A 22,111-nucleotide genomic window follows, 5' to 3' on the forward strand; every position below is an offset into this window, starting at 1 on the left:
ACTTTGAAAGCGGATTAAATAACTCCTCTTCTGGCTGTATTGAGTAAGAAGAGGAATATTGATGATGTTAATGGCGTCTGAAAAGCTGATTATTTTTCGTATAAGCGTTCTAGCTTGAAGCACTCCGCTCCTTTATATAAGCACTCATCATAAATACGGTAACCGATATGTTGAGCAACGCGAATTGATGCTGGGTGATGTTTCACAATCAGGCACACAGTTTTGACTGGCGAAAACGAATCGACATACCAATGGTGTGCGGCATCGGCAGCTTCTTTTGCAATCCCTTGGCCCTGGGCAGCGCGTGTAATAACCCATGAAGCTTCAGCGCATTTATCAAACTTCTCATCAACACTACGATGAAAATTAGCCAGCCCCGTTTCCCCTAAAAAAACACCATCAGATTTTTGGAAGATGGAGAAGATCCCGAATCCAAATGTTGACCAGTGCCCGATGTTTCTCAAAATACGATTCCATCCCTCTTCCGGTGTAAAACCTGGAGAATTGGTCACATGGAAAATTTGAGGGTCTGCATACATGGGCAACCAAACATCAAAATCTGCAATGGTTTGAGGACGTAAAATTAATCTTTCGGTTTCAATGATTATCATCTACTTATCTTTTTTATAGGGTTGTAACTGTATTGCAAACAAAAGGCTAAAAGGGTGACTTCTGGCCGGGGTAAACTCATTCAGCAGCTGTTTCGCCAGGCATACTTCTCAGAGCTTCAAGATCAATCTCAGCATCGTTTGTTTCCAGCAGTTGTGTTAACAAAAGAAGGTTATTGAATTCATTTAAAAGTATCTCGGCATCAGTCTTCAGGGGAGTATCAGCCGCGTCTAAAGCCGCATTGATTGCTTTTCTGACGTTCTCCAACATTTCATTCATACCGCCATTTTTACCAATGGTCAGTAACAATGCGCCGATAAGCAGAGACTGAGCTTCGACTTTTGCCGCCAGTTGCTTTGCTTCGGCATCCATTTTAGAAATTTTTGCTATCACACCTAGTATCAAGTTTTTCATAAAAGCCCCATTTCTAGCCAGATAACCCCTAAACAAAATCAGGGGGAGATGTATTTGATGAAAATGAAAATAGCCTAAGTTGTGACTGTGCACCACTCCACCGGGTGAACATGCTATGCCAGGCGTTAATTACAAATACTCATGTATGCATTGCCGTTGGAGATCATCGTGCTCCTGGGGCCACCAATCGCATAAATCGGTATTCTCTATACATCTTTTAATTTCTATCACCTAAGCTTTCTTATTCCAGTTAAATGCTCTTAATTTCATTGAGTTAAATAGCTCATTTCACCGCCTGCAAGACTTTCAGCAGGGTCTATCCTTAGTTAAGACGCCTAAAAATAGCGCATTTCGTGAATACCCCTGTTATCAGGATGTTGTATTGATAATAGTTATCATTAACATAGGGTGTTGGCCTTTGGGCGGCAAAACATAAAGAGGTGAACTATGGATGTGCAAACCGGTAGCTTCGATCCCAGTGAATTTGCCTGGAACGGACTGACGTTAACTCCTGATGCTGCTGCTCATATTCGCAAACTGGCAAGCCAGCAGCCGGGCTTCCTTGGTGTGCGTTTGGGCATTAAACAGACCGGGTGCGCGGGTTTCGGCTACGTGCTGGATACCGTTAAGGAACCTAAGTCTGACGATCTCCTTTTTGAACTGGACGGCGCAAAGTTGTGGGTTCCACTTTCAGCGATGCCGTTTATCGACGGAACGGAAGTCGATTATGTGCATGAAGGATTAAACGAAATATTCAAATTCAACAACCCGAAAGCCCAGCACGAATGTGGCTGTGGTGAAAGCTTTGGGGTGTAGGCGGGATTATGTCACGTAACACTGAAACGTCTGAAGAAGTGCAAACCTGGGCGGGAAGCCATTCCTATAAAGAAGGCTTTTTCACCCAGCTAAAAACCGACGAAATGGCGCACGGCATCAACGAAGATGTGGTGCGGGCAATCTCTGCGCGGCGCAATGAACCTGAGTGGATGCTGGAGTTTCGCCTTAGCGCCTATCGCGCATGGCTTGAAATGGAAGAGCCGCACTGGCTGAAGGCCCATTACGATAAGCTTAACTATCAGGATTACAGCTACTACTCCGCGCCGTCGTGTGGCAGTTGCGATGACAATTGTGAATCGCAACCTGGCGCTGTCCAGCAGCCAGGCAGCAACGCGTATCTGACAGGTGAAGTGGAAGAAGCTTTTAAACAGCTCGGTGTTCCGGTGCGCGAAGGTTCGAATATCGCCATGGATGCAATTTTTGACTCCGTTTCTGTAGCGACCACTTACCGTGAAAAACTCTCCGAGCAGGGCATTATTTTCTGCTCTTTTGGCGAGGCGATTCACGAGTTTCCTGATCTGGTGCAAAAATATCTCGGTACAGTGGTTCCGAGTAACGACAACTTCTTTGCCGCGCTGAATGCGGCGGTAGCATCCGACGGCACCTTTATTTACGTGCCCAAAGGTGTGCGCTGCCCGATGGAGCTTTCCACTTATTTCCGCATTAATGCCGAGAAAACCGGCCAGTTTGAACGCACCATTTTAGTGGCCGACGAAGGCAGCTACGTCAGTTATATCGAAGGGTGCTCAGCGCCGGTTCGCGATAGCTACCAGCTTCACGCCGCAGTGGTGGAGGTCATCATCCACAAAGATGCCGAAGTGAAATATTCCACGGTGCAAAACTGGTTCCCGGGCGATGGAAACACCGGCGGCATTCTGAACTTCGTGACCAAGCGTGCGCTGTGCGAAGGGGCGAACAGCAAAATGTCCTGGACGCAATCAGAAACCGGTTCGGCAATTACCTGGAAATACCCGAGCGTGATCCTGCGTGGCGATAACTCCATCGGTGAATTTTTCTCGGTGGCGCTGACGGCGGGGCATCAGCAGGCGGATACCGGAACCAAGATGATCCACATCGGCAAAAACACCCGCTCGACGATTATCTCGAAAGGCATCTCCGCCGGGCACAGTCAGAACAGCTATCGCGGGCTGGTGAAAATCATGCCGACGGCGACCAACGCCCGTAACTTTACGCAGTGTGATTCGATGCTTATCGGCCCGGACAGTGGCGCGCATACCTTCCCGTACGTTGAATGCCGCAACAATACCGCCCAACTCGAGCACGAAGCGACGACATCGCGCATCGGTGAAGACCAGTTGTTCTATTGCCTGCAACGCGGGATAGCCCAGGACGATGCGATTTCAATGATCGTCAACGGGTTCTGTAAAGACGTGTTCTCGGAATTGCCGCTCGAATTTGCGGTGGAAGCACAAAAATTATTAGCGATTAGTCTTGAGCACAGTGTTGGTTAAGGATTAAGGGAAAATTATGCTGAGCATTAAAGATCTACAGGTAAGCGTTGAGGACAAAGAGATCCTGCGCGGTTTAAGCCTTGAAATAAAACCGGGCGAGGTGCACGCCATTATGGGGCCGAATGGCTCAGGGAAAAGTACGCTTTCCGCAACACTTGCCGGGCGCGACGACTATGAAGTGACCGGTGGTGAAGTCCATTTTAAAGGCAAAGATCTGTTGGAATTGTCACCTGAAGATCGCGCGGGTGAAGGCATCTTTATGGCGTTCCAGTACCCGGTAGAAATTCCCGGCGTCAGCAACCAGTTCTTCCTGCAAACCGCGCTGAATGCGGTGCGCGAATATCGCGGGCTCGAAGAGCTCGACCGTTTCGATTTCCAGGATTTGATGGAAGAGAAGATCAAATTACTGAAAATGCCGGAGGATTTACTGACACGTTCGGTCAACGTTGGTTTCTCTGGCGGTGAGAAAAAACGTAACGATATTCTGCAAATGGCGGTGCTTGAACCAGAACTTTGTATTCTTGACGAGTCCGATTCCGGGCTGGATATTGATGCGCTGAAGATCGTTGCTGAAGGGGTGAATTCCCTGCGTGATGGCAACCGTGCGTTCATTATCGTCACGCACTACCAGCGCATTCTTGACTACATCAAACCTGATTTTGTCCATGTGTTGTATCAGGGGAAAATCGTGAAATCAGGTGATTTCAGTCTGGTAAAACAACTGGAGGAGCAGGGTTATGGCTGGCTTACCGAACAACAGTAACAGCAACGCCCTGCAACAGTGGCACCACCTGTTTGAAACACAGGGCGAGAAACGCAGCAAAGAAGCTCAGGAACATATGCAGCAAATGCTGCGCCTGGGGTTGCCGACGCGCAAAAATGAAAACTGGAAATACACCCCGCTGGAAGGGTTGCTCAATAACCAGTTTGTCTTGCCTGCGCCTGAGGAGTTGACTGAGATTCAACGCGATGCGCTGGCGCTGTCAGTGGATGCGTGGCGGCTGGTGTTTGTCGACGGGCGCTTCAATGCGCAATTGAGTGATGATTTAACCCACAGTGGTTTTGACGTGACAGTGGATGAAACTCGCGACTCTCTACCGGCGGCAGTACAGGGCGAAGTATTTTTGCATCTCACTGAAAGCCTCGCCGAAACCGTAACGCATATACGCGTGGCGCGTAATCACAGCCCAGCGAAAGCACTGTTGCTGATGCATATTAGCCGGGGTAGTGAGCAGGGCGAGATGAATACCGCGCATTATCGCCACCACTTGTCGCTTGGTGTAGGCGCTAAGGCAACAGTGATTGAGCATTACGTCAGCCTTGATGAGCACGCCCATTTTACCGGGGCGCGTTTTACGGCTGAAGTTGGTGCAAACAGCCAGTTGCTTCATGACAAATTGGCTTTTGAAAATGCCCAGAGTTACCACTTTGCTCATAATGATTTAATCATTGGTCAGGATGCGGCGGTTGAAAGCAGCAGTTTCTTGCTGGGAGCCGCGGTATTACGCCACAACACCAGTACCCAATTGAATGGCGAGAACACACAACTGCGAATGAACAGCCTGGCGCTGCCAATCAACAACGAAGTGTGCGACACCCGCACCTGGCTTGAACATAACAAGGGCTACTGTAACAGTCGCCAGTTACATAAAACGATTGTCCGCGATAAAGGCCGCGCAGTGTTTAACGGCATGATCAAAGTGGCGAAGTACGCGATTAAAACCGACGGGCAGATGACCAACAATAACCTTCTGTTGGGGCGTCTGGCGGAGGTAGATACCAAGCCGCAACTGGAAATTTATGCCGACGACGTGAAATGCAGCCACGGTGCCACGATTGGCCGCATTGACGATGAACAGATGTTCTATCTGCGCTCGCGCGGGATTAAAGAGCAGGCCGCACTTCAAATGATTATTTTTGCCTTTGCCGCAGAGCTTACGGAAAGCATTCGTGACGAGGCATTAAAACAGCAGGTTCTGGCACGAATCGGCCAGCGCTTTGCAGGGGGCGATGCATGAGTTTTTCCATAGAACGGGTACGCGCCGATTTCCCGATTTTAAGCCGGGAAGTGAATGGGCAGCCACTGGTCTATTTAGACAGTGCTGCCAGCGCGCAAAAGCCGCAGGCGGTGATTGATGCCGAGCTGAATTTTTACAGCCATGGTTATGCGGCGGTGCATCGCGGCATTCACACATTGAGTGCCGAAGCTACGCAGCTTATGGAGAACGTGCGTAATCAGGTGGCAGGCTTCATTAATGCACGAACCCCGGAAGAAATTGTCTTTGTGCGTGGGACAACCGAAGGAATTAACCTGGTTGCAAACAGCTGGGGGCGAGCCAATATCCAGGCTGGTGACAACATCATTATTTCCGCGATGGAGCACCACGCCAATATCGTGCCATGGCAAATGCTCTGCGAGCAGACGGATGCGACGCTGCGCGTGATTCCATTGAATCAAGACGGCACGTTGCAGCTGGATGTCTTCCCAACGCTAATTGATGAGCGCACAAAACTGCTGGCTATTACTCAGGTTTCGAATGTACTGGGTACGGAAAACCCGGTACGTGAGATGATTGCCACTGCTCATCAGGCTGGCGTAAAAGTGCTGGTGGATGGTGCACAGGCCATCATGCACCATGCCATTGATGTGCAGGCGATGGATTGCGATTTCTATCTTTTCTCCGGTCACAAAATTTATGGACCGACGGGGATTGGCGTGTTGTATGCGCGTGAAGAAATCCTGCAAAAGATGCCGCCATGGGAAGGGGGCGGGTCAATGATTGCCAACGTCAGCCTGACGGAAGGCACCACTTATGCCGCAGCCCCGTGGCGTTTTGAGGCGGGTACGCCAAACACTGCCGGGATTATCGGGCTGGGGGCCGCTCTACGCTACGTAGAAAGCCTCAATCTTGCCGAGGTGAGCGAGTATGAGCACTCTCTGATGCGCTACGCACAGCAGGCGTTACAAGCGGTTCCCGATTTAACCATCTACGGGCCTGAACATCGTCTTGGGGTTATCGCCTTCAATCTCGGTAAACATCATGCATATGACGTGGGAAGTTTCCTCGATAATTACGGCATTGCAGTGCGCACCGGCCACCATTGTGCGATGCCGCTGATGGCGTTCTACAAAGTGCCAGCAATGTGCCGCGCTTCATTTGCTATGTACAACACCGAAGAAGAGGTGGATCGCCTGGTGGCTGGTTTACAGCGGATTCATCGCCTTTTGGGCTAACAGGGAGCAAGCCATGGCTACGTTGCCAGATAAAGAAAAACTGCTGAAAAACTTTAGTCGGTGCAGCAATTGGGAAGAGAAATATCTCTACATCATAGAGCTGGGCGCGCGCCTCCCGGAGTTGCCGCAAGCTGAGCATAAAGCAGAAAACATTATTCAGGGCTGTCAGAGTCAGGTGTGGATTGTTATCCATCAACAGCCTGATGGTGTAATTACGCTTGAGGGTGATAGCGATGCCGCGATAGTCAAGGGGCTGATTGCTATCGTATTTATTCTCTACCAAAAGATGACTGCGCAGGATATTGTCGCGTTTGATGTGCGCCCCTGGTTTGAGAAACTTGAACTGGCTCAACATCTTACCCCCTCGCGCTCGCAAGGGCTTGAAGCAATGATCCGCGCTATTCGTACCAAAGCCGCCAATCTTAGCTAAACTCAAAGAACAGCTTTCATCCTGTTAACGCGAGGTAATTTCATTGCCTCGCATGGCTTTCAGCATTCCGGCATTCAGCCGGTGAATACAGGAATTCAGTATGAAACGCGCGTTCTCTCAAATAACATTATTTTTAATTAGCGCTCTGGCGGCAAGCCAGTCGGCGTGGGCTGTCGATTATTTACTCCCGCCACCGGGCAGTCGGATAATCGGTGAGAATCAAACTTATATTGTGCCTAATGACGGTAAAAATCTCGAAACAGTCGCTGCAAAATATAATACCGGCGTGTTACTTCTTCTTGAGGCGAATAATACCGTTGACCCATTCCTGCCTAAACCCGGCAGTGAACTGACTATTCCTTCACAAATGCTCCTCCCGGATACGCCACGTGAGGGAATTGTTATTAACCTTGCTGAGTTACGGCTCTATTACTATCCGCCAGGACAGAATCGTGTTGAGGTTTATCCATTGGGGATTGGTCAACTGGGGCGTGAAACTCCCGTGATGGTGACCCGTATCAGCCAAAAGATCCCAAATCCAACCTGGACACCAACTGCTAACATTCGCGCGCGCTCAGCGGCTCAAGGTATTACGCTGCCTGCTGTGGTGCCTGCGGGTCCAAATAACCCTCTTGGGCGTTATGCTTTGCGCCTCGAGCAGGGCGGTGGTGAATACCTGATTCATGGCACCAACGCGCGTAATAGTATCGGTTTGCGCGTGAGTTCGGGTTGTATGCGTATGCGAGCGCCAGATATTAAAGCGTTATTCAGCCAGGTCGCCTGGGGCACGCGTGTGCAAATCATCAATGAACCGGTGAAATATAGCATTGAGCCGGATGGCCGGCGTTTTGTGGAAGTTCATCAACCGCTGTCGCGCAACGATTGGGAAAACCCACAAACCGTCCCGATTGCCATTTCAGCCTCGTTCGGTTCGTTTATCGACAACCCAATGAGCGATAAGGCGCAGGTTGATAGTGCCATATCACGGCGAGCGGGTTATCCGGTACTGGTGAATGCACCGCAGGGTGTACCGTCGCAACCGGTCAATATCACGCCTATACAGAGCGTCAGGACGACGACAGGCAGTGCGCCCGTAACAAGTAGTGGTGCAAGTGTGATAAGTGGGCAAAGCAGCGTGGTGATGAATTAGCGGGGTATTTTGAGTTGCAGGAATTTCAGGCAAAAAAATGGCGCACAATGTGCGCCATTTTAATACAAGTACTCTTACTTACGGTAAGAGTGAGCTTGGTTGTCCAGACGCTGGTTAGCGCGTGCTGCGTCGTCTTTAGCAGCTTGAACGTCAGAACGCATTGCGTTCACGTCGTTGCTCAGCTGGTCAACTTTAGCGTTCAGAGTCTGAACGTCAGAAGACAGTTGATCGATTTTAGCATTAGAAGAACAACCTGCCAGCATAGTAGAAGCCAGGATTACCGCGCCCAGTACCAGTTTAGTACGATTCATTATTAATACCCTCTAGATTGAGTTAATCTCCATGTAGCGTTACAAGTATTACACAAACTTTTTTATCTTGAGAATAAATTTTTGATGGGAATGCACTTAAATTTGATCGTTCGCTCAAAGAAACACCGAACCGGGGCTAAAATCTAAAAAAAATAGAAAAAACAGAGGATTTTAATCGGATTCATCTTACTAAAATGCGACTTAAATAGAGCAAGCCGATTTGCTTTTTAGTGCGGATTGTCTATTTAACCGAATAAAAAAAGCGCCCGAAGGCGCTTTTTAAGCAAATTATTCGTTCACAGGAAATTTACAGTACGTGAACAGACGCAGTATTGGTGGTGCCACTTGGTACCAGAGCACCAGAAACCATCACTACGATGTCGCCTTTACGAGCCAGACCGCTCTCCAGTGCAACTTCTTTACCCAGACGGTAGAAATCATCAGTAGATGCGATTTCTTTCACCAGCTGAGGAACAACGCCTTTGCTCAGAACTAACTGGCGAGCAGTTACTTCGTTGGTGGTCAGAGCCAGGATAGTTGCGTTAGGGAAGTATTTGCGCACAGCTTTAGCAGATTTACCGCCTTGAGTCGCAACAACAACAACTGGAGCGTCCAGTTTTTCTGCAGTTTCTACTGCACCACGGCAAACTGCTTCAGTGATACGCAGTTTACGGCTGTCTTGATTGTTATCCAGACGGCTGGTCATCACGCGGTCAGTACGCTCACAGATGGTAGCCATGATGGTCACAGCTTCCAGTGGGTATTTACCTTTAGCAGACTCACCAGACAGCATTACTGCGTCGGTGCCGTCGATGATGGCGTTAGCCACGTCACCAGCTTCTGCACGGGTAGGGCGTGGGTTTTTGATCATGGAGTCGAGCATCTGAGTTGCAGTGATGACAACTTTACGAGCGCGAACACATTTCTCGATCATCATCTTCTGAGCGAAGATAACTTCTTCAACTGGGATTTCAACGCCCAGGTCACCACGAGCAACCATGATGCCGTCAGAAGCTTCGAGGATTTCGTCGAAGTTGTTCAGGCCTTCCTGGTTTTCGATTTTGGAGATGATCTGGATGTTTTCGCCGCCATGAGCTTTTAAGTGCTCACGGATTTCAACAACGTCAGAACGTTTACGGATAAAGGACGCAGCAACGAAGTCAACGCCTTGCTCGCAACCGAACACCAGGTCTTGCTTGTCTTTTTCAGCCAGTGCTGGCAGAGCGATGGAAACGCCTGGCAGGTTAACACCTTTGTTTTCGCCCAGGTCGCCGTTGTTCAGTACTTTACAAACAACGTTTTTGCCTTCGATTGCAGTCACTTCCATACCGATCAGACCATCGTCTACCAGTACGGTGTTGCCCACGCTCAGGTCGCTGGTGAAACCTTCGTAAGTTACAGCAACGATATCGCTGTTACCCACAACAGTTTTGTCAGTGGTGAAAGTAAAGGTCTGGCCCGCTTTCAGGGAGACGTCGTTGCCGCCTTCCAGTTTGATTGTGCGGATTTCAGGACCTTTGGTGTCCAGCAGGATAGCTGCTTTCTTACCAGACTTTTCCATCACGTTGCGCAGGTTCTTGATACGCTGACCGTGTTCTTCGTAGTCACCGTGGGAGAAGTTCAGACGCATAACGTTCATGCCAGCATCAAGCATTTTGCTCAGCATTTCTTCGGATTCGGTTTTTGGACCGATGGTGCAAACAATTTTAGTCTTTTTCATGACAGTCTTATCTGTAAGTTGAGAAGGATTGTGAAAATTCGGTTCCGGTCGATACGGGCGCCGGAGCGCAAACTAAAGCTGGTATTGTTCATGTGCCACCCGGTAAGGATAGGTGACAGAAATAAAGCGTGCAGAGGAAAGTGTGCTTGCGGTTCAGCCTGCCGGGGATATTGATTGCTTTCTAGTATATTAGGACAGTTCAATGCGCTGAAACCATTCAAGTCAAGACGCGCACATTATAGAGGTAACTTGCACCGAAAGGAATTGAAAACGCTGTTTCAAATTCAGAATGCACATAAATACAGCGAGGTGTTATCGGTGGGTTACAAAAACATGAATGAAATTGGTGGGCAAAAACGGATAAATCAATTTTTTCCTGAGAAGAAAATTTACTTAAAATATATTTGTATAATATAATATTTTTTTGAATGAGTTAATCAATACCCAGGCAGTCCTCCTCATTCGAGGTTTTTATTTAATGAAGAAAAAGATTAATGATTAAGTTTATGGTTCCTGCTGTCATCGCTGTTGCTTTTTTTGTTGCTTGTGGGAATGCCCCGGCGAAACGGATTGCGCAATGTGAGAACCACGGCAACAGTGACGGTGTTTGTGCTGCGCAAGAATGGGACTTTTCCATGGAAAGCCCATTCCCCGATAACGACCTCTCAACGCTTGCAGGCCGCGTAACCGCTCAGAAGTAAGCCGTCACGCGGTTTCTTTCAGCCGCCATGCATCCCTGCAATATAATGAGAAGCTTTCCTACAACGCGCGAGCTATTTTCTCACCCGCCCGGCGTGCGGTTGCAGGCAGAATACTTGCCGTAGCCACATAGCCATCGGGATCGATACAGCGATCCCTCGCCAGCGCCTGCTCAATAATTTCTGCATCCCAGTAGATTTTTTTACGATGATCGCCCTGCGTCGTCAGCGTCGCTTCCATCACGCCGTCAACCGCGCGGTATTTACGCCTGCTCCCCGCAGGCACAGAAATCACCGAACCTTCTTCACCCACAATCGTCACTTCTTCGCCAGGGCGATTCCACGTCACTTCCAGCGTCCCTTTAAACACCATCAAAACCTGAACATCCGGGCAGCAGTGCAGGCCAATGTGATTGTCGTGCTGAATGCGCAACCACTCCACGGAGAATCCGTGCGGGTTAAGCATTGGCGGCGTGTTATGCAGATCTTGCGAAATTCCGTAGCCAATCACCGGTGCGATTTCGCCACCGTGGCCCGGCAAAACCGAATCCAGCAGCGCGTTTGCCGACCATTTCCGCTGCTCGCCCGTCACCGCACGCTGGCTCATTTCCTCTACGGAATAATCGCGTAGTGCGGCGATATGCTCCGCGCCCAGCGGCTGTAACAAATCGGCTTCGTCAGGGACTTTTCCCCCGGCTTCCACATCAATCAGCATATTATCGCGGCTCAGATACAGGCCGTATTCGCGAGCCGCGTCGAGAATCGACGGATGCCAGATAATCCCGCCGGTGTTATTACCGCCCAATACGGTGAACACCATGCCGCAGGTATCCGTTGGGCTGACGTTGGTAAAGCCACGGAAAATCCACGTCGGAATCGACAAAATCGCCGGAGCGCTAAATTCTGCCTGATGCTCGCCGTTAGCGCCCCAGCGGAAACGCCAGCTCCCTTCATGAATCAAAAACACTTCGGCAGTGAAATGCAGATGCAAATTATTGGTCACGCCTTTTGGCATCGCCGCCGCACCGATATTAAAACCGTGCGGCTCGGGAATATTCACCACCTGCGAAGCCGACTGAGTCACGCCTGGGCCAATAAATGAATAGTTTTGTTTGAGGTGCGATCCCGGCAACTTGCAGTCAATAAATGCCACGCTACAGGAAACGCGATCTTCAGGGCGCACCAGACGGCGCTGGGCTTCTTCCTGGGTCAGAGTGATGGTTTGCATAATGTTCTCCATTAATATCCAGATGCGCCACTGGCTGGCGGGGTTTCACCGCGCGCGGCGGCGATAGCGGTACGTGACGCGCTGCCAAGCTGCATAACGTCATTCGCCGGAGTGACGAAGTTAAAGCCTTGGGCAATGCGATTCGCGGCGGCCTGCCCGGAAGTGCAAAAAATCCCGGCGAGCTTGTTATGGGCGCGACAGCGGCTGAGCACTAACTCAATCGCCGCCAGCATTTCCGGGTGCTGCGACTCGGCGCTCGCGCTGCCGGTGAGCGTTAAAGAAAGATCGTTCGGCCCGATAAACACGCCGTCCAGCCCGTCGGTATCCAGAATCGCATCGAGGTTTTGCAGCCCTTCGCGGGTTTCAATCATCGCCAGCGTCAGGATCTCTTCGTTGGCATACTGCGGATAATCTTTGCCGCCGTATAAAAGGGCGCGCGCCGGGCCAAAAGAGCGGTTGCCAAGCGGCGGGTAGCGGCAGGCTGAAACAAACTGCTGGGCTTGTTCAGGCGTTGAAATCATCGGGCAGATAATTCCCCAGGCACCCGCATCAAGCAGACGCATAATTTGCGCCGGTTCGTTAGTGTTCACGCGCGCCAGCGGAGTGGCAGGCGTCGCGGAAATCGCCTGCAGCATCGACAGCGCGCTGGCGAAATCAATCATGCCGTGCTGCATATCGACGGTGACCGAGTCATAACCCTGATGCCCGACGATTTCGGCGCTGTAGCCCGATGGGATCGCCAGCCAGCCGTTAATAACCGGTTGCTGCTGGCGAAAGGCCGCTTTGAGCGGATTTTTTCTCATAATGCTGACTCCTGTATCCAGTTGCGCAGGGCGATTGCCACTAACTGCGGTGATTCAAGGGGAAGGAAATGGCCGCTTTCCGGCAGCGTTAACCAGCGGGATTGCGGGGCGGCAGCGGCAGCCGCCTGATGATGCTGTGGGGTACAAATGGCGTCATAAGCGCCGTTGATTATCAGAATCGGCGCGGTAAAAGCGGCCAGCGCTGCGCGATGATCATCGCGGGAAATCGCCACTTCCGTCTGGCTTGCAAAAACGTCGAGGCCGCATTCCTCCGCCATCTGAACAACCTTTTGATGAAGTGCCGCGTCATCCAGACGATGCGGCGCGACATACTTCGCCCACATATTTTTAGTGAGCCACGATGCGATCCCCTGGCTTGCCGCTTCCTTTATTGCCGCCCGGCGCGTGGTCGCATTTTCCGGCAGATCCCGCAGCGGGTTGATGGACAACAACGCCAGCCCGGCAATTCGTTGCGGAGCCTGCGCCACCATTTCCAGCGCGACCATCGCGCCGAGGGAAAATCCCGCCAGGCAGAAACGTGGCGGTAGTACCTCAAGCAATTGCTTTGCCAGCGCGTGAGCCGAATCGCCGCCGCTGAGCGTGACGCAGCTATAATGTGCGACATTCAGCTGCTCGACGAGCGGCTGCCACAGCCTCCCGTTGCAAAGCGTTCCGCCGAGCAAAATCAGCGGCGTATCATGATTTTCCAGCAAAGGAGAAGTATTCATGTTGCCGTCCATCCGCCGTCGACCATTAACGACGTGCCGGTAATCATTGCCGCAGCAGGCGAGGCGAGAAACACAACCGGCCCCATCACATCCTCCAGCGTTCCCAGCCGTTTCAGCTTAATGTTATCCAGCACGTATTGACTGAAAGCAGGATCGGCCAGATTGGCGCGCGACAGTTCAGTTTCAATAAACGTCGGGCACAGCGTATTCACGCGAATGCCCGATTCGCCAAGCTCCAGCGCCATAGTTTTGGTCAATCCTTCGAGGGCAAACTTCGACGCACAATAGACGCTGCGCTGCGGCCCGCCGACATGGCCCATCTGCGAGGAAATATGAATGATTGAACCGGCGACCTGGCGCAGCTTCATGCTGCGAGCGACTTGCTGACTGACAAAGAAAGTGGCTCGCAAATTCAGCGCCATCACCGCATCAAAATTCTCTGCACTCACTTCAAGGAAAGGCTGATGGCGCGCAAGCCCGGCGCTGTTTACCAGAATGTCGAAGCCCGGTAACTCCGCCAGCGTTTTGCCAACCTGCGCGGTATCGGTAATATCCAGCGCCACGCTGTGTAATTGCAGGCCTTCTGCAGCGGCACTTTTGACCGCCTCGTCAAGCTGTTCGGGCTGGCGGGCGATAATCCACACCTGCGCACCGGCACGCGCCAGCGCGATGGCTGCGGCAAAACCGATGCCACGGGAGCCGCCGGTGACTAACGCCCGCTGGCTATCAAGGCGAAATTCCGGTGTGCAAGGAAGCGCCATCATTACGATGCCTTCTCGATATCCACCGCCGGAACGGTGCCTGCGTAAGGCACATCCTGATTGCCGTAGCGGCGCACGCGAATATTGGCCTGTTCCGCATGGCCGGAAAAACCTTCCAGCTGGCACAGGCGCGAGCAGTAGCTGCCAATTTCCGTGGAGGCTTCATCGCTCAGCACTTTCTGCCAGGTGCAGGTTTTCATGAATTTTCCGACCCACAAACCGCCGGTATAACGCGCGGCTTTCTGCGTTGGCAGGGTGTGGTTGGTGCCGATGACTTTATCGCCATAGGCGACGTTGGTGCGCGGCCCGAGGAACAGCGCGCCAAAGTTGGTCATGTTGGCGAGGAACCAGTCGTCGCGGGTAGTCATCACCTGCACATGTTCGGAGGCGATGCGGTCGGCTTCCTGCAACATCTCTTCGTAGCTGTCGCAGACAATCACTTCGCCGTAGTCGCGCCACGCCTGGCGGGCAATTTCCGCGGTTGGCAGCTGCGTCAGCAGGCGCTCAACTTCACGCATCGTTTCCTGAGCCAGTTTCAGCGAGTTGGTGAGGAGAATGGCCGGAGTCGTCACGCCGTGTTCGGCCTGGCCGAGCAGGTCGGTGGCACACATTTCGGCATCGACACTTTCATCGGCAATCACCAGCGTTTCCGTTGGCCCGGCGAACAGGTCGATTCCCACGCGGCCAAACAGCTGACGTTTGGCCTCCGCCACAAATGCGTTACCGGGGCCGACCAGCATATCGACAGGCGCGATAGTGTCGGTGCCGAGTGCCATCGCGCCAATCGCCTGAATCCCGCCGAGCGCGTAGATCTCGGTTGCACCCGCCATTGCCTGAGCGGCAACAATTGCCGGGGCAGGGCGGCCATTAAACGGCGGAGCACAGCTAATAATGCGCGAACAGCCCGCGACGTTGGCGGTAATAATCGACATATGCGCGGAGGCTAATAGCGGATATTTACCGCCTGGCACATAACATCCGACGGCATTAATCGGAATATTCTTGTGGCCGAGAATAACGCCGGGGCGCGTTTCAATTTCCAGATCCGTCAGGCAGCCTTTTTGCGCCGTGGCAAAGTTGAAAACTTGCTGCTGGGCAAATTCAATATCTTTAATATCCTGGCGGCTTAACTGTTTAATGCAGGCATTAATTTCACTTTGCGATAAACGGTAATCCTGGCGGTCGTAATTATCGAACTTAATGGATAACTCACGAATCGCTTCGTTACCGCGTTGTTCAATATCTGCCAGCGTATTTTCAACCACAATACTGATTTGTTTATTGGCCTGCTGACGTTCAGATAAAGATTTACTGGTTTTTAAATATTGCGCCATGACGCTCTCCTTTCCTTTTATATGCGTAACTGTCCCGCCCGGCAAAGCGGGTGAATGGGTCGAATCGGATTAAATAAAGTGTGACGTATTACATTTACTGGCTGGTCTTATTGGCATATTCCTGTGCGGATGAAACTTTCGGCATATTTCTTTGTGTCGCTCTAATCTGGCGTTGCTCCACGCTGCGAGCCGCCATCGGCGTCAAGAATGCAGCCACCACGCAAAGCGCGCCAATCACCAGATAACCCGACGACAGATTAATATGTTGCAGCATTAAGCCCATGGCGACGGGGCCAATAAACATGCCGACGGAGTAAATGGTCTGGAACAAGCCCATGCGCGTGGACTGCTCATCTTCAACCGTGTTCACCACGCTCAACGACATAAACACCGCGAACGCCATGCCGAACGAGAAGCCCGCCATCGCCTGTAAGAAATAAATGAGATACATATTGCTGGTGAAGGGAATACCGATACTGGAAATCACCTGCAGAATAATGCCGATCACAGCGGTGTTCACCAGGCCCAGGCGCTTATAAAAGACCGAACTACACAGGGCGATAGCCAGCGCGTAGAAAATCAGATGAATATTGCTGAGCAGAGTCAGAATCCCCGCTTTTGCGCCGAGCTGCTGCGCGTAAATTGGCGTCAGCGTGTCGCGTGTCGCAAACGGCACGAGAATAACAATCGTCGCCAGTAAGCCGATAAACCAGACCGAGGGATCCGCCAGCTGGCGCTTTGCGCTGGTCAGGCAGGCTTTCAGCGTTGGTGCGCGGGCGGCATCGTGAATTTCTTTAATGCGGAAGGTCAGCACAAGCGCGAGCATTGCCGCAATGCTTGAAATAAAATAGCCGATGTTTTTATCAAAGAAGTGCATTAACAAACCGCCGATACAGTTGCCAAGGAACACGCCCAGCGGCCCGGCCAGTGCCAGTAAAGCAACGGCAGCGGGAGCGTCTTTCTTATCAAAGTAACGGATAAACAGAATGTTATAGAGCACCCAGGTGGCGGCCGTGAAACCATCGGCCGCTTTTGCCAGGTACAGCGTGGTGGCGTTAGGCTCGAAGTAAGCAATCGGCCAGGTCACCAGCGGCAGCAGCAGGCTGAACTGGATAAAGATTTTTCGGCTTTTTACCACATCGGACAAAATGCCAATCGGGAAGCGCACGAACAACGTTGCTAATCCGCTGGCTCCCATAATCATTCCCACCACTTCAGGCTGCATTCCTTCGCTGATTAACATCGGGGCGAGGAAGGCATCAATACTGTGGATGCAAATGAAGAACAGCACGCTAATGGTAAAAAACAGTCTGACTTCGGAACGACTAAAGAGTGCACGAAACATGTGGTGAACCTCTTAAATATTAATGGGTTGTAACCAATCAAGTACGGCATTAACCGGTGCAATCCTTTGTCGCTCACTTGCGTCACCGGTAAAATTGACGGCGTATTTTTTGTCTTCTGCATACGTATTCAAAAATTGAAGTTACGAAAAGGTTTCAATTTTGTAAAGGTCGATAGTGTAAATGTGAAAAAAATAATTTTGTCTGTTGCATACGCATGCAAAGATGGTGTAAGTATAAAAAACAGGCATTCCAGTGGGATGCGGACAAGGAATACCAGACCATGAAACGTAAGACTTTTGGCCCCGTGACTTCGCAGCAGGTGGCGCAAGTGGCGGGGGTGTCACAATCGGCGGTATCGCGAACCTTCACTCCGGGGGCGAGTATTTCGCCAGCCACCCGTGAAAAGGTGCTGAAGGCGGCGCGTGAGTTGGGCTATCGGCCAAATGCCATCGCCCGTTCACTGAACACCGCTCGCTCGCGCATCGTCGGCGTGGTGATGTCCTATTTTGATAACCAGTTTTACCCGCAGGTGCTTGAAGCGCTGGCACAGAAACTCGATGAGCTGAACTACCACTTGCTGCTGTTTGTGGGCGACCGCGACGGTAACGTCGACCGGATTTTTGACCAAATCATGCAATACCGTGTAGATGGTATTGTGCTGGCCTCGGTATCGCTTTCGGTTGAGCTTTCAGAAGAGTGTGTCGCCGCCGGGATCCCGGTGGTGCTATTTAACCGCAGCGAAGAAAATGCCACGGCGTCGAGCGTGAATACCGATAACGAAGCCGCCGCGCGGCAGATTGCCGAATTCTTGCTGGCGGGCGAGCATCAGCGCTTTGCTTACGTCGCCGGGCTTTCCGATTCGTCGGTCAATGTGGCGCGCCAGAACGGATTTATCAGCACGTTAGAACGCCATGGGATCCAGAATGTGCGCGTGGTGCAGGGCGATTATGATGCCAAAATAACGGCGAAAGCGGCCTGGGAACTGTTTTCATCGCCCAATCCACCGGATGCCATTTTTGCCGCCAACGACCATATGGCGCTCACCGTTATGGACGTCGCCCGCTTTGAGTTTGGCCTGCGCATTCCTGAAGATCTCTCGGTCATTGGCTATGACGATACCGGCCCGTCCGGCTGGCCATCTTATGCGCTGACATCGGCGTCGCAGCCCGTAGATGCCATGGTCAGCGCCACGTTAGCGCTGCTGATGAAACAGATTGAAAGTGAAAACATTGAGCCGGAACAGGTTGTGGTTCCCGGCGTGCTGGTGGTGCGACACTCCGCAAGGCGTCCACGCTCTGGCGTTATCGAAAAAGATGGGCTGTTTTTATTCCAGCCGCAGGAGGTTGAATGACCAGGTTGCCGGGCTTTAGCCCTCAGTTTGACTCTATCCAGCAGTTTATTTTGACGCTGACCCATGTGGTGTGGGAGCAAAAAGATATCGGCCAACTGGCGGATTTTTACGCCACGCCGGTGGTGTTTAACACCCCGGAAAGACAGCTCAATGACCTGTCGCAGTTTATGCGCCTGACGCTCGAAGCGATGCACAGCTTCCCGCAGCGCACGGTATTGACCGAAGATATTCTCTGCTCCCATTCGCCGCAGTCGGAATATTACGCCGCCCAACGCACAGTGGCCTGTATTCAGCATCAGGGCGAAGGGTTCTTTGGTAAACCGAGTGGCAAATCTATTTGGGTGCGTACCTGGGCTGACCGCGTCTGTGCAGAAGGCGCAGTGCGTCAGGAGTGGTTGTTGCAAGACCGCGCCGCCATCATTTTGCAAACTGGTGTGGAAGTGCGTGATTTTGCCCGCCAGCTGGCGGATGCACGCCGCGAAGCCGGGCTTGAAAATATCAGCGCCGAAGAGATGGACGCCCGTTGGGCTGGCGGCCCGGAAGGTGATGACGTCGACGGCCCATTAGCAGGGCTGGTGGAACGCTATTTGTCGATGTGGGCGGGCGGCAACAGCGGCGTGGTGCCGGGGCTTTATCATCCTGCCGCCACATTGCATGGGCCGGGGCATGTGCTGTGCACAGGCGAGCAGGATATTGGTGGGTTTTTATCGGGCTATCGCGCCTCGTTTGCCGATAGCGAAACGCATCTGCACCATTTGGTGGTGCGCCGCGATGCAAACGAACCGGTACGCCTTTCATTACGTTGGTCGCTTTTAACCTGGCACGACGGTTATGGGAAATTCGGCACGCCGACACGACGCCCGGTTTCTATTACCGGTATTAGCCAGCTGGAATTACGCGACGGTTTAATTATTCGTGAATATTTAGGTGTGGATGAATTAGCAATTTGGTCACAGATTTTTAATTAATTGCAATTGATTACTCATTAATAGTGGCGGGGATAATCTCCTCGCCAAATATCTAAGCAAAGAAATAAAGATTATCGCCATTTGCAGGTGAGGGATATTCCTATCCCTGAATAATGTGCGCTGACAAATTCTGTCGCGCATTCAAATAACGCAGGAGGTCATATGTCTTCAACTGAAACAACCAATAAAACGCCAGTAGCTTCAGAGAAAAGCAATACCAAACCCACTCGCGATGAACCTGTATTACAAGTCGAACGCCGAGACTTTGTTGATTTAGTCCCGGAGAAACGCCCACGCGTGCAATCATTACGTGGCTTTGATGATTGTTATACCGATATTGTCGATTACATCGTGCGCTGCACGCATAAAATATGGGATGAACGCGACGTCGGTTTAATTTATTCCCATTACACCCACAACTGCGTTTTATATAACGCACTCGGCACCATGTATAACCGCGAGCAAGTGGTGCAGGATACCTTGCAGCGTTTAATTGCCTTCCCGGAACGCCGCGGCATGGCAACGCAGGTTATCTGGAATGGTAACGATGTTGACGGCTTTTACACCTCGCACCTGGTGACCGGCACGGGCCGCCACACGCAATACAGCCATCTCGGCAAACCGACCAACCGCACCTTTGTAACCCGCACCGTCGCGGACTGCATGATCCACGAGAACAAGATTTACCGCGAATGGGTGGTCAGCGACAACATGGCGATGATGCGCCAGTTAGGGCTTGATACCGATGTGATAGCGCACGGCATGGCAAAAGAGCAGTTCGATAAAGGCTTCCGCGTGACCGACATCGGTGAAAACCGCCGCATGTTGGGGCAATACCCGCCGGAAATGGAATGCGACGTGTCAATCGCTCATACCGATACCGAAGAGCAATGTCTGCGCTGGCTGCACGAAATTTATAACCGCCGCATGCTCGGCAAAATCAAAGACGTTTATGCGCCAAACGTGCAGTGGCACGGCCCATTAATGAAAGAGCTGTACGGCCAGGCGGCAGTGATCCACCAGACGCTGGCGCTGATTGGCATGATCCCGGACGGCGCCTGGATGCCGCAGCATATCTGTTCCAACCCTTGCGACGAAGGCGGTACCAAAGTGGCGGTGCGCTGGATTATGGAAGGCCATCACCTTGGTTATGGCGAATTGGGCAAACCAACTGGCGAACGCTTGTTCGTGATGGGCATGTCTCATTACCACATCGTTAACGGCAAAATCGTCGACGAATGGGTGGTTTACGATCACCTGGCACTGCTGGCGCAAATCAAACTGGGACAAATGGAGGAATAAGAGATGGGCACGATTTCTGAAGCTGATGTTGAGTTTATTAAACGCCCGCAGGGGCAGGATGTTCAGGCCGACCGCACGCTAACCGAGACGGTGCAAAATATTATTGACCAGGTGCGTGAACGTGGCGATGCCGCACTGCGCGATTATTCGGCCAAATTTGATAAAACCACACCGGACAAATTTGAAGTTTCAGAGCATGAAATCGCCAGCGCGCTGGCGGAGCTTGACCCGCAAACCCGCAAGGACAGCGAGTTTGCCATTGCCCAGGTGAAGCATTTTGCGCAGGCGCAACTGGCCACCATGCAGCCGCTGGATATCGAAACGCTGCCGGGCGTGCATTTGGGGCACCGTATTATCCCGATTCAAACGGTGGGCTGTTATGTGCCAGGCGGGCGCTACCCGATTTTATCCGCGCCGGTGATGTCCATCGTCCCGGCGGTGGTCGCGGGTTGTGATGAAATTATTGCCTGCCTGCCACCGGGCGCGCATCCGGCAATGATCGCCATTTGCCACCTGGCGGGCGCACATCGCATCTTTAAAGTGGGTGGGGCGCAGGCCATTGCCGCCATGGCCTGGGGTACGGAATCTATCCCGGTAGTGGATAAAGTTGTCGGGCCGGGTAATGCCTTCGTTAATGAAGCAAAACGCCAGGTGTTTGGCAAAGTGGGGATAGACGCGCTGGCGGGGCCAAGTGAGATTTATGTGATTGCCGATGACAGCGCCGATCCGCGCATTTTAGCCGCCGACCTGCTGGCTCAGGCCGAGCATGATGTACATACCCGTGTCGGCATGGCGACCACCAGCCCGCAAATCGCCCGCGCCACGCTTGCAGAAATTGAACGCCAGCTAATGAATTTGCCAACGGCGGCAACCGCAGGTGAAGCCTGGAAGCGGCAGGGCGAAATTGTTATTTGCCGCGATGAAGAGCAACTGATCGCGTGGGCCGACCACATGGCAACCGAACATTTGCAGGTGCACACTCGCGACCCACATGCTACGGCCAGCAAAATCCGCAATTACGGCTCGCTGTTTATCGGGCAAAACGCCAGCGTGGTGTTCTCCGACAAATGTTGCGGCACCAACCATACGTTGCCAACCATGGCAGCGGCCCGCTATACCGGCGGATTGTGGGTGGGCGCGTATGTGAAGATTTGCACGCACCAGTGGATAGACAACCACGGTATCGCGGCGGTGGCGCAGCCCGCCGTTCGTCAAAGCCGTACCGAAGGAATGCAGGCGCATCGCCGCGCGGCGGAAATTCGTCTGTTGCCTGACAGTATTGATGCAATAACCAACGGGGAGCGTGATTAATCATTATTTTCAGGTGAACAATATAGCGGCAATTCACCTGAAGATTTTTCAACTTAAGTTTTATTAATGTTTATTATCTTGCTTAGGGTGTTTCTTAACGACA

At 51.9% G+C, this 22,111-nt stretch carries 23 protein-coding genes; 12 read left to right on the forward strand and 11 right to left on the reverse strand.

Features of this window, described 5'->3' with window-relative positions:
* Nucleotides 1-89: 89 nt before the first annotated feature.
* Both LVQ79_RS06550 and iraP read right to left on the reverse strand, forming a co-directional pair.
* On the reverse strand, nt 90-611 hold the full coding sequence (locus LVQ79_RS06550; protein ID WP_232864328.1) for a GNAT family N-acetyltransferase: 522 nt from the start codon (nt 609-611) through the stop codon (nt 90-92).
* A 76-nt stretch (nt 612-687) separates the two neighbouring features.
* Nucleotides 688-1,023, reverse strand: a complete 336-nt coding sequence (gene iraP, locus LVQ79_RS06555) for an anti-adapter protein IraP (protein ID WP_232864329.1) — start codon at nt 1,021-1,023, stop codon at nt 688-690.
* Between the two features lie 447 nt (nt 1,024-1,470).
* Between iraP and sufA the strand changes: the two genes are divergently transcribed.
* The 7 genes from sufA to ldtE all read left to right on the forward strand — a co-directional run bounded on the left by sufA (nt 1,471) and on the right by ldtE (nt 8,147).
* Nucleotides 1,471-1,839 carry a Fe-S cluster assembly scaffold SufA gene (gene sufA / locus LVQ79_RS06560; RefSeq protein WP_232864330.1) on the forward strand — a complete coding sequence of 123 codons (369 nt, stop codon included), beginning with the start codon at nt 1,471-1,473 and terminating at the stop codon, nt 1,837-1,839.
* A gap of 8 nt (nt 1,840-1,847) precedes the next feature.
* On the forward strand, nt 1,848-3,332 hold the full coding sequence (sufB, locus tag LVQ79_RS06565) for a Fe-S cluster assembly protein SufB (RefSeq protein WP_232864331.1): 1,485 nt from the start codon (nt 1,848-1,850) through the stop codon (nt 3,330-3,332).
* A gap of 16 nt (nt 3,333-3,348) precedes the next feature.
* Nucleotides 3,349-4,095 carry a Fe-S cluster assembly ATPase SufC gene (gene sufC, locus LVQ79_RS06570; protein WP_232864332.1) on the forward strand — a complete coding sequence of 249 codons (747 nt, stop codon included), beginning with the start codon at nt 3,349-3,351 and terminating at the stop codon, nt 4,093-4,095.
* A complete protein-coding gene (gene sufD / locus LVQ79_RS06575; RefSeq protein WP_232864333.1) occupies nt 4,070-5,350 on the forward strand; it encodes a Fe-S cluster assembly protein SufD in 1,281 nt (426 codons plus the stop codon). The genes sufC and sufD overlap by 26 nt, the downstream gene beginning before the upstream one ends.
* Nucleotides 5,347-6,567: a cysteine desulfurase SufS gene (gene sufS / locus LVQ79_RS06580; RefSeq protein WP_232864334.1), complete on the forward strand. Its 1,221-nt coding sequence runs from the start codon at nt 5,347-5,349 to the stop codon at nt 6,565-6,567. Before sufD ends, sufS begins: the two co-directional genes overlap by 4 nt.
* 13 nt (nt 6,568-6,580) lie before the next feature.
* Nucleotides 6,581-6,997 (forward strand): cysteine desulfuration protein SufE, encoded by a 417-nt coding sequence (gene sufE, locus LVQ79_RS06585; RefSeq protein ID WP_232864335.1) that lies wholly within the window; start codon nt 6,581-6,583, stop codon nt 6,995-6,997.
* Nucleotides 6,998-7,097: 100 nt separating this feature from the next.
* The gene (gene ldtE / locus LVQ79_RS06590; RefSeq protein WP_232864336.1) at nt 7,098-8,147 is read left to right on the forward strand and encodes a L,D-transpeptidase LdtE; all 1,050 of its coding nucleotides are present in this window, start codon (nt 7,098-7,100) and stop codon (nt 8,145-8,147) included.
* A 74-nt stretch (nt 8,148-8,221) separates the two neighbouring features.
* Here ldtE and LVQ79_RS06595 read toward each other — a convergent pair whose 3' ends face one another.
* The 3 genes from LVQ79_RS06595 to ynhH form a co-directional block, all read right to left on the reverse strand.
* Complete coding sequence (locus tag LVQ79_RS06595; RefSeq protein WP_034455915.1) at nt 8,222-8,458, reverse strand: major outer membrane lipoprotein; 237 nt, start codon at nt 8,456-8,458, stop codon at nt 8,222-8,224.
* 307 nt (nt 8,459-8,765) lie between these two features.
* Nucleotides 8,766-10,178 carry a pyruvate kinase PykF gene (gene pykF, locus LVQ79_RS06600; RefSeq protein WP_034455914.1) on the reverse strand — a complete coding sequence of 471 codons (1,413 nt, stop codon included), beginning with the start codon at nt 10,176-10,178 and terminating at the stop codon, nt 8,766-8,768.
* The gene (gene ynhH / locus LVQ79_RS22650) at nt 10,175-10,399 is read right to left on the reverse strand and encodes a protein YnhH (protein WP_502258292.1); all 225 of its coding nucleotides are present in this window, start codon (nt 10,397-10,399) and stop codon (nt 10,175-10,177) included. The genes pykF and ynhH overlap by 4 nt, the downstream gene beginning before the upstream one ends.
* A gap of 273 nt (nt 10,400-10,672) precedes the next feature.
* Between ynhH and LVQ79_RS06605 the strand changes: the two genes are divergently transcribed.
* Nucleotides 10,673-10,879: a hypothetical protein gene (locus LVQ79_RS06605; protein WP_232864337.1), complete on the forward strand. Its 207-nt coding sequence runs from the start codon at nt 10,673-10,675 to the stop codon at nt 10,877-10,879.
* Between the two features lie 58 nt (nt 10,880-10,937).
* On the opposite strand, the gene LVQ79_RS06610 is transcribed toward LVQ79_RS06605, so the two are convergent.
* The 6 genes from LVQ79_RS06610 to LVQ79_RS06635 form a co-directional block, all read right to left on the reverse strand.
* Nucleotides 10,938-12,104, reverse strand: a complete 1,167-nt coding sequence (locus tag LVQ79_RS06610) for a cupin domain-containing protein (RefSeq protein WP_232864338.1) — start codon at nt 12,102-12,104, stop codon at nt 10,938-10,940.
* Between the two features lie 11 nt (nt 12,105-12,115).
* Nucleotides 12,116-12,907: an HpcH/HpaI aldolase family protein gene (locus LVQ79_RS06615; RefSeq protein ID WP_232864339.1), complete on the reverse strand. Its 792-nt coding sequence runs from the start codon at nt 12,905-12,907 to the stop codon at nt 12,116-12,118.
* Nucleotides 12,904-13,635 (reverse strand): alpha/beta fold hydrolase, encoded by a 732-nt coding sequence (locus LVQ79_RS06620; RefSeq protein WP_232864340.1) that lies wholly within the window; start codon nt 13,633-13,635, stop codon nt 12,904-12,906. The genes LVQ79_RS06615 and LVQ79_RS06620 overlap by 4 nt, the downstream gene beginning before the upstream one ends.
* The gene (locus tag LVQ79_RS06625) at nt 13,632-14,399 is read right to left on the reverse strand and encodes an SDR family NAD(P)-dependent oxidoreductase (RefSeq protein WP_232864341.1); all 768 of its coding nucleotides are present in this window, start codon (nt 14,397-14,399) and stop codon (nt 13,632-13,634) included. Before LVQ79_RS06625 ends, LVQ79_RS06620 begins: the two co-directional genes overlap by 4 nt.
* Complete coding sequence (gene hisD, locus LVQ79_RS06630; protein ID WP_232864342.1) at nt 14,399-15,730, reverse strand: histidinol dehydrogenase; 1,332 nt, start codon at nt 15,728-15,730, stop codon at nt 14,399-14,401. Before hisD (LVQ79_RS06630) ends, LVQ79_RS06625 begins: the two co-directional genes overlap by 1 nt.
* 94 nt (nt 15,731-15,824) lie before the next feature.
* Nucleotides 15,825-17,075: an MFS transporter gene (locus tag LVQ79_RS06635; protein WP_232864343.1), complete on the reverse strand. Its 1,251-nt coding sequence runs from the start codon at nt 17,073-17,075 to the stop codon at nt 15,825-15,827.
* A 281-nt stretch (nt 17,076-17,356) separates the two neighbouring features.
* Here LVQ79_RS06635 and LVQ79_RS06640 point away from each other — a divergent pair, with 281 nt between their 5' ends.
* The 4 genes from LVQ79_RS06640 to hisD (LVQ79_RS06655) all read left to right on the forward strand — a co-directional run bounded on the left by LVQ79_RS06640 (nt 17,357) and on the right by hisD (LVQ79_RS06655) (nt 22,008).
* Nucleotides 17,357-18,427 (forward strand): LacI family DNA-binding transcriptional regulator, encoded by a 1,071-nt coding sequence (locus LVQ79_RS06640; protein ID WP_232864344.1) that lies wholly within the window; start codon nt 17,357-17,359, stop codon nt 18,425-18,427.
* A complete protein-coding gene (locus LVQ79_RS06645) occupies nt 18,424-19,395 on the forward strand; it encodes a nuclear transport factor 2 family protein (protein ID WP_232864345.1) in 972 nt (323 codons plus the stop codon). Before LVQ79_RS06640 ends, LVQ79_RS06645 begins: the two co-directional genes overlap by 4 nt.
* A gap of 162 nt (nt 19,396-19,557) precedes the next feature.
* Entirely contained in the window at nt 19,558-20,697 is a 1,140-nt protein-coding gene (locus LVQ79_RS06650) for a nuclear transport factor 2 family protein (RefSeq protein WP_232864346.1), read from the forward strand.
* Between the two features lie 3 nt (nt 20,698-20,700).
* Nucleotides 20,701-22,008 carry a histidinol dehydrogenase gene (hisD, locus tag LVQ79_RS06655; protein WP_232864347.1) on the forward strand — a complete coding sequence of 436 codons (1,308 nt, stop codon included), beginning with the start codon at nt 20,701-20,703 and terminating at the stop codon, nt 22,006-22,008.
* Nucleotides 22,009-22,111: the final 103 nt, after the last annotated feature.

Origin of the sequence: Buttiauxella cochleicola (assembly GCF_021282405.1) — a bacterium.
In the GTDB taxonomy this organism is placed as follows: Bacteria; Pseudomonadota; Gammaproteobacteria; order Enterobacterales; family Enterobacteriaceae; genus Buttiauxella; species Buttiauxella massiliensis.

What these genes read in the sequence shown, in the direction of transcription:
- ldtE (WP_232864336.1), top strand. Translation starts at nt 7,098, where the DNA reads ATGAAACGCGCGTTCTCTCAAATAACATTATTTTTAATTAGCGCTCTG.
- LVQ79_RS06610 (WP_232864338.1), bottom strand. Translation starts at nt 12,104, where the DNA reads ATGCAAACCATCACTCTGACCCAGGAAGAAGCCCAGCGCCGTCTGGTG.
- LVQ79_RS06615 (WP_232864339.1), bottom strand. Translation starts at nt 12,907, where the DNA reads ATGAGAAAAAATCCGCTCAAAGCGGCCTTTCGCCAGCAGCAACCGGTT.
- sufC (WP_232864332.1), top strand. Translation starts at nt 3,349, where the DNA reads ATGCTGAGCATTAAAGATCTACAGGTAAGCGTTGAGGACAAAGAGATC.
- sufD (WP_232864333.1), top strand. Translation starts at nt 4,070, where the DNA reads ATGGCTGGCTTACCGAACAACAGTAACAGCAACGCCCTGCAACAGTGG.
- LVQ79_RS06650 (WP_232864346.1), top strand. Translation starts at nt 19,558, where the DNA reads ATGTCTTCAACTGAAACAACCAATAAAACGCCAGTAGCTTCAGAGAAA.
- LVQ79_RS06595 (WP_034455915.1), bottom strand. Translation starts at nt 8,458, where the DNA reads ATGAATCGTACTAAACTGGTACTGGGCGCGGTAATCCTGGCTTCTACT.
- LVQ79_RS06620 (WP_232864340.1), bottom strand. Translation starts at nt 13,635, where the DNA reads ATGAATACTTCTCCTTTGCTGGAAAATCATGATACGCCGCTGATTTTG.
- LVQ79_RS06635 (WP_232864343.1), bottom strand. Translation starts at nt 17,075, where the DNA reads ATGTTTCGTGCACTCTTTAGTCGTTCCGAAGTCAGACTGTTTTTTACC.
- LVQ79_RS06645 (WP_232864345.1), top strand. Translation starts at nt 18,424, where the DNA reads ATGACCAGGTTGCCGGGCTTTAGCCCTCAGTTTGACTCTATCCAGCAG.
- LVQ79_RS06625 (WP_232864341.1), bottom strand. Translation starts at nt 14,399, where the DNA reads ATGATGGCGCTTCCTTGCACACCGGAATTTCGCCTTGATAGCCAGCGG.
- LVQ79_RS06605 (WP_232864337.1), top strand. Translation starts at nt 10,673, where the DNA reads ATGATTAAGTTTATGGTTCCTGCTGTCATCGCTGTTGCTTTTTTTGTT.
- sufA (WP_232864330.1), top strand. Translation starts at nt 1,471, where the DNA reads ATGGATGTGCAAACCGGTAGCTTCGATCCCAGTGAATTTGCCTGGAAC.
- sufE (WP_232864335.1), top strand. Translation starts at nt 6,581, where the DNA reads ATGGCTACGTTGCCAGATAAAGAAAAACTGCTGAAAAACTTTAGTCGG.
- hisD (WP_232864342.1), bottom strand. Translation starts at nt 15,730, where the DNA reads ATGGCGCAATATTTAAAAACCAGTAAATCTTTATCTGAACGTCAGCAG.
- LVQ79_RS06640 (WP_232864344.1), top strand. Translation starts at nt 17,357, where the DNA reads ATGAAACGTAAGACTTTTGGCCCCGTGACTTCGCAGCAGGTGGCGCAA.
- sufB (WP_232864331.1), top strand. Translation starts at nt 1,848, where the DNA reads ATGTCACGTAACACTGAAACGTCTGAAGAAGTGCAAACCTGGGCGGGA.
- sufS (WP_232864334.1), top strand. Translation starts at nt 5,347, where the DNA reads ATGAGTTTTTCCATAGAACGGGTACGCGCCGATTTCCCGATTTTAAGC.
- LVQ79_RS06550 (WP_232864328.1), bottom strand. Translation starts at nt 611, where the DNA reads ATGATAATCATTGAAACCGAAAGATTAATTTTACGTCCTCAAACCATT.
- iraP (WP_232864329.1), bottom strand. Translation starts at nt 1,023, where the DNA reads ATGAAAAACTTGATACTAGGTGTGATAGCAAAAATTTCTAAAATGGAT.
- hisD (WP_232864347.1), top strand. Translation starts at nt 20,701, where the DNA reads ATGGGCACGATTTCTGAAGCTGATGTTGAGTTTATTAAACGCCCGCAG.
- pykF (WP_034455914.1), bottom strand. Translation starts at nt 10,178, where the DNA reads ATGAAAAAGACTAAAATTGTTTGCACCATCGGTCCAAAAACCGAATCC.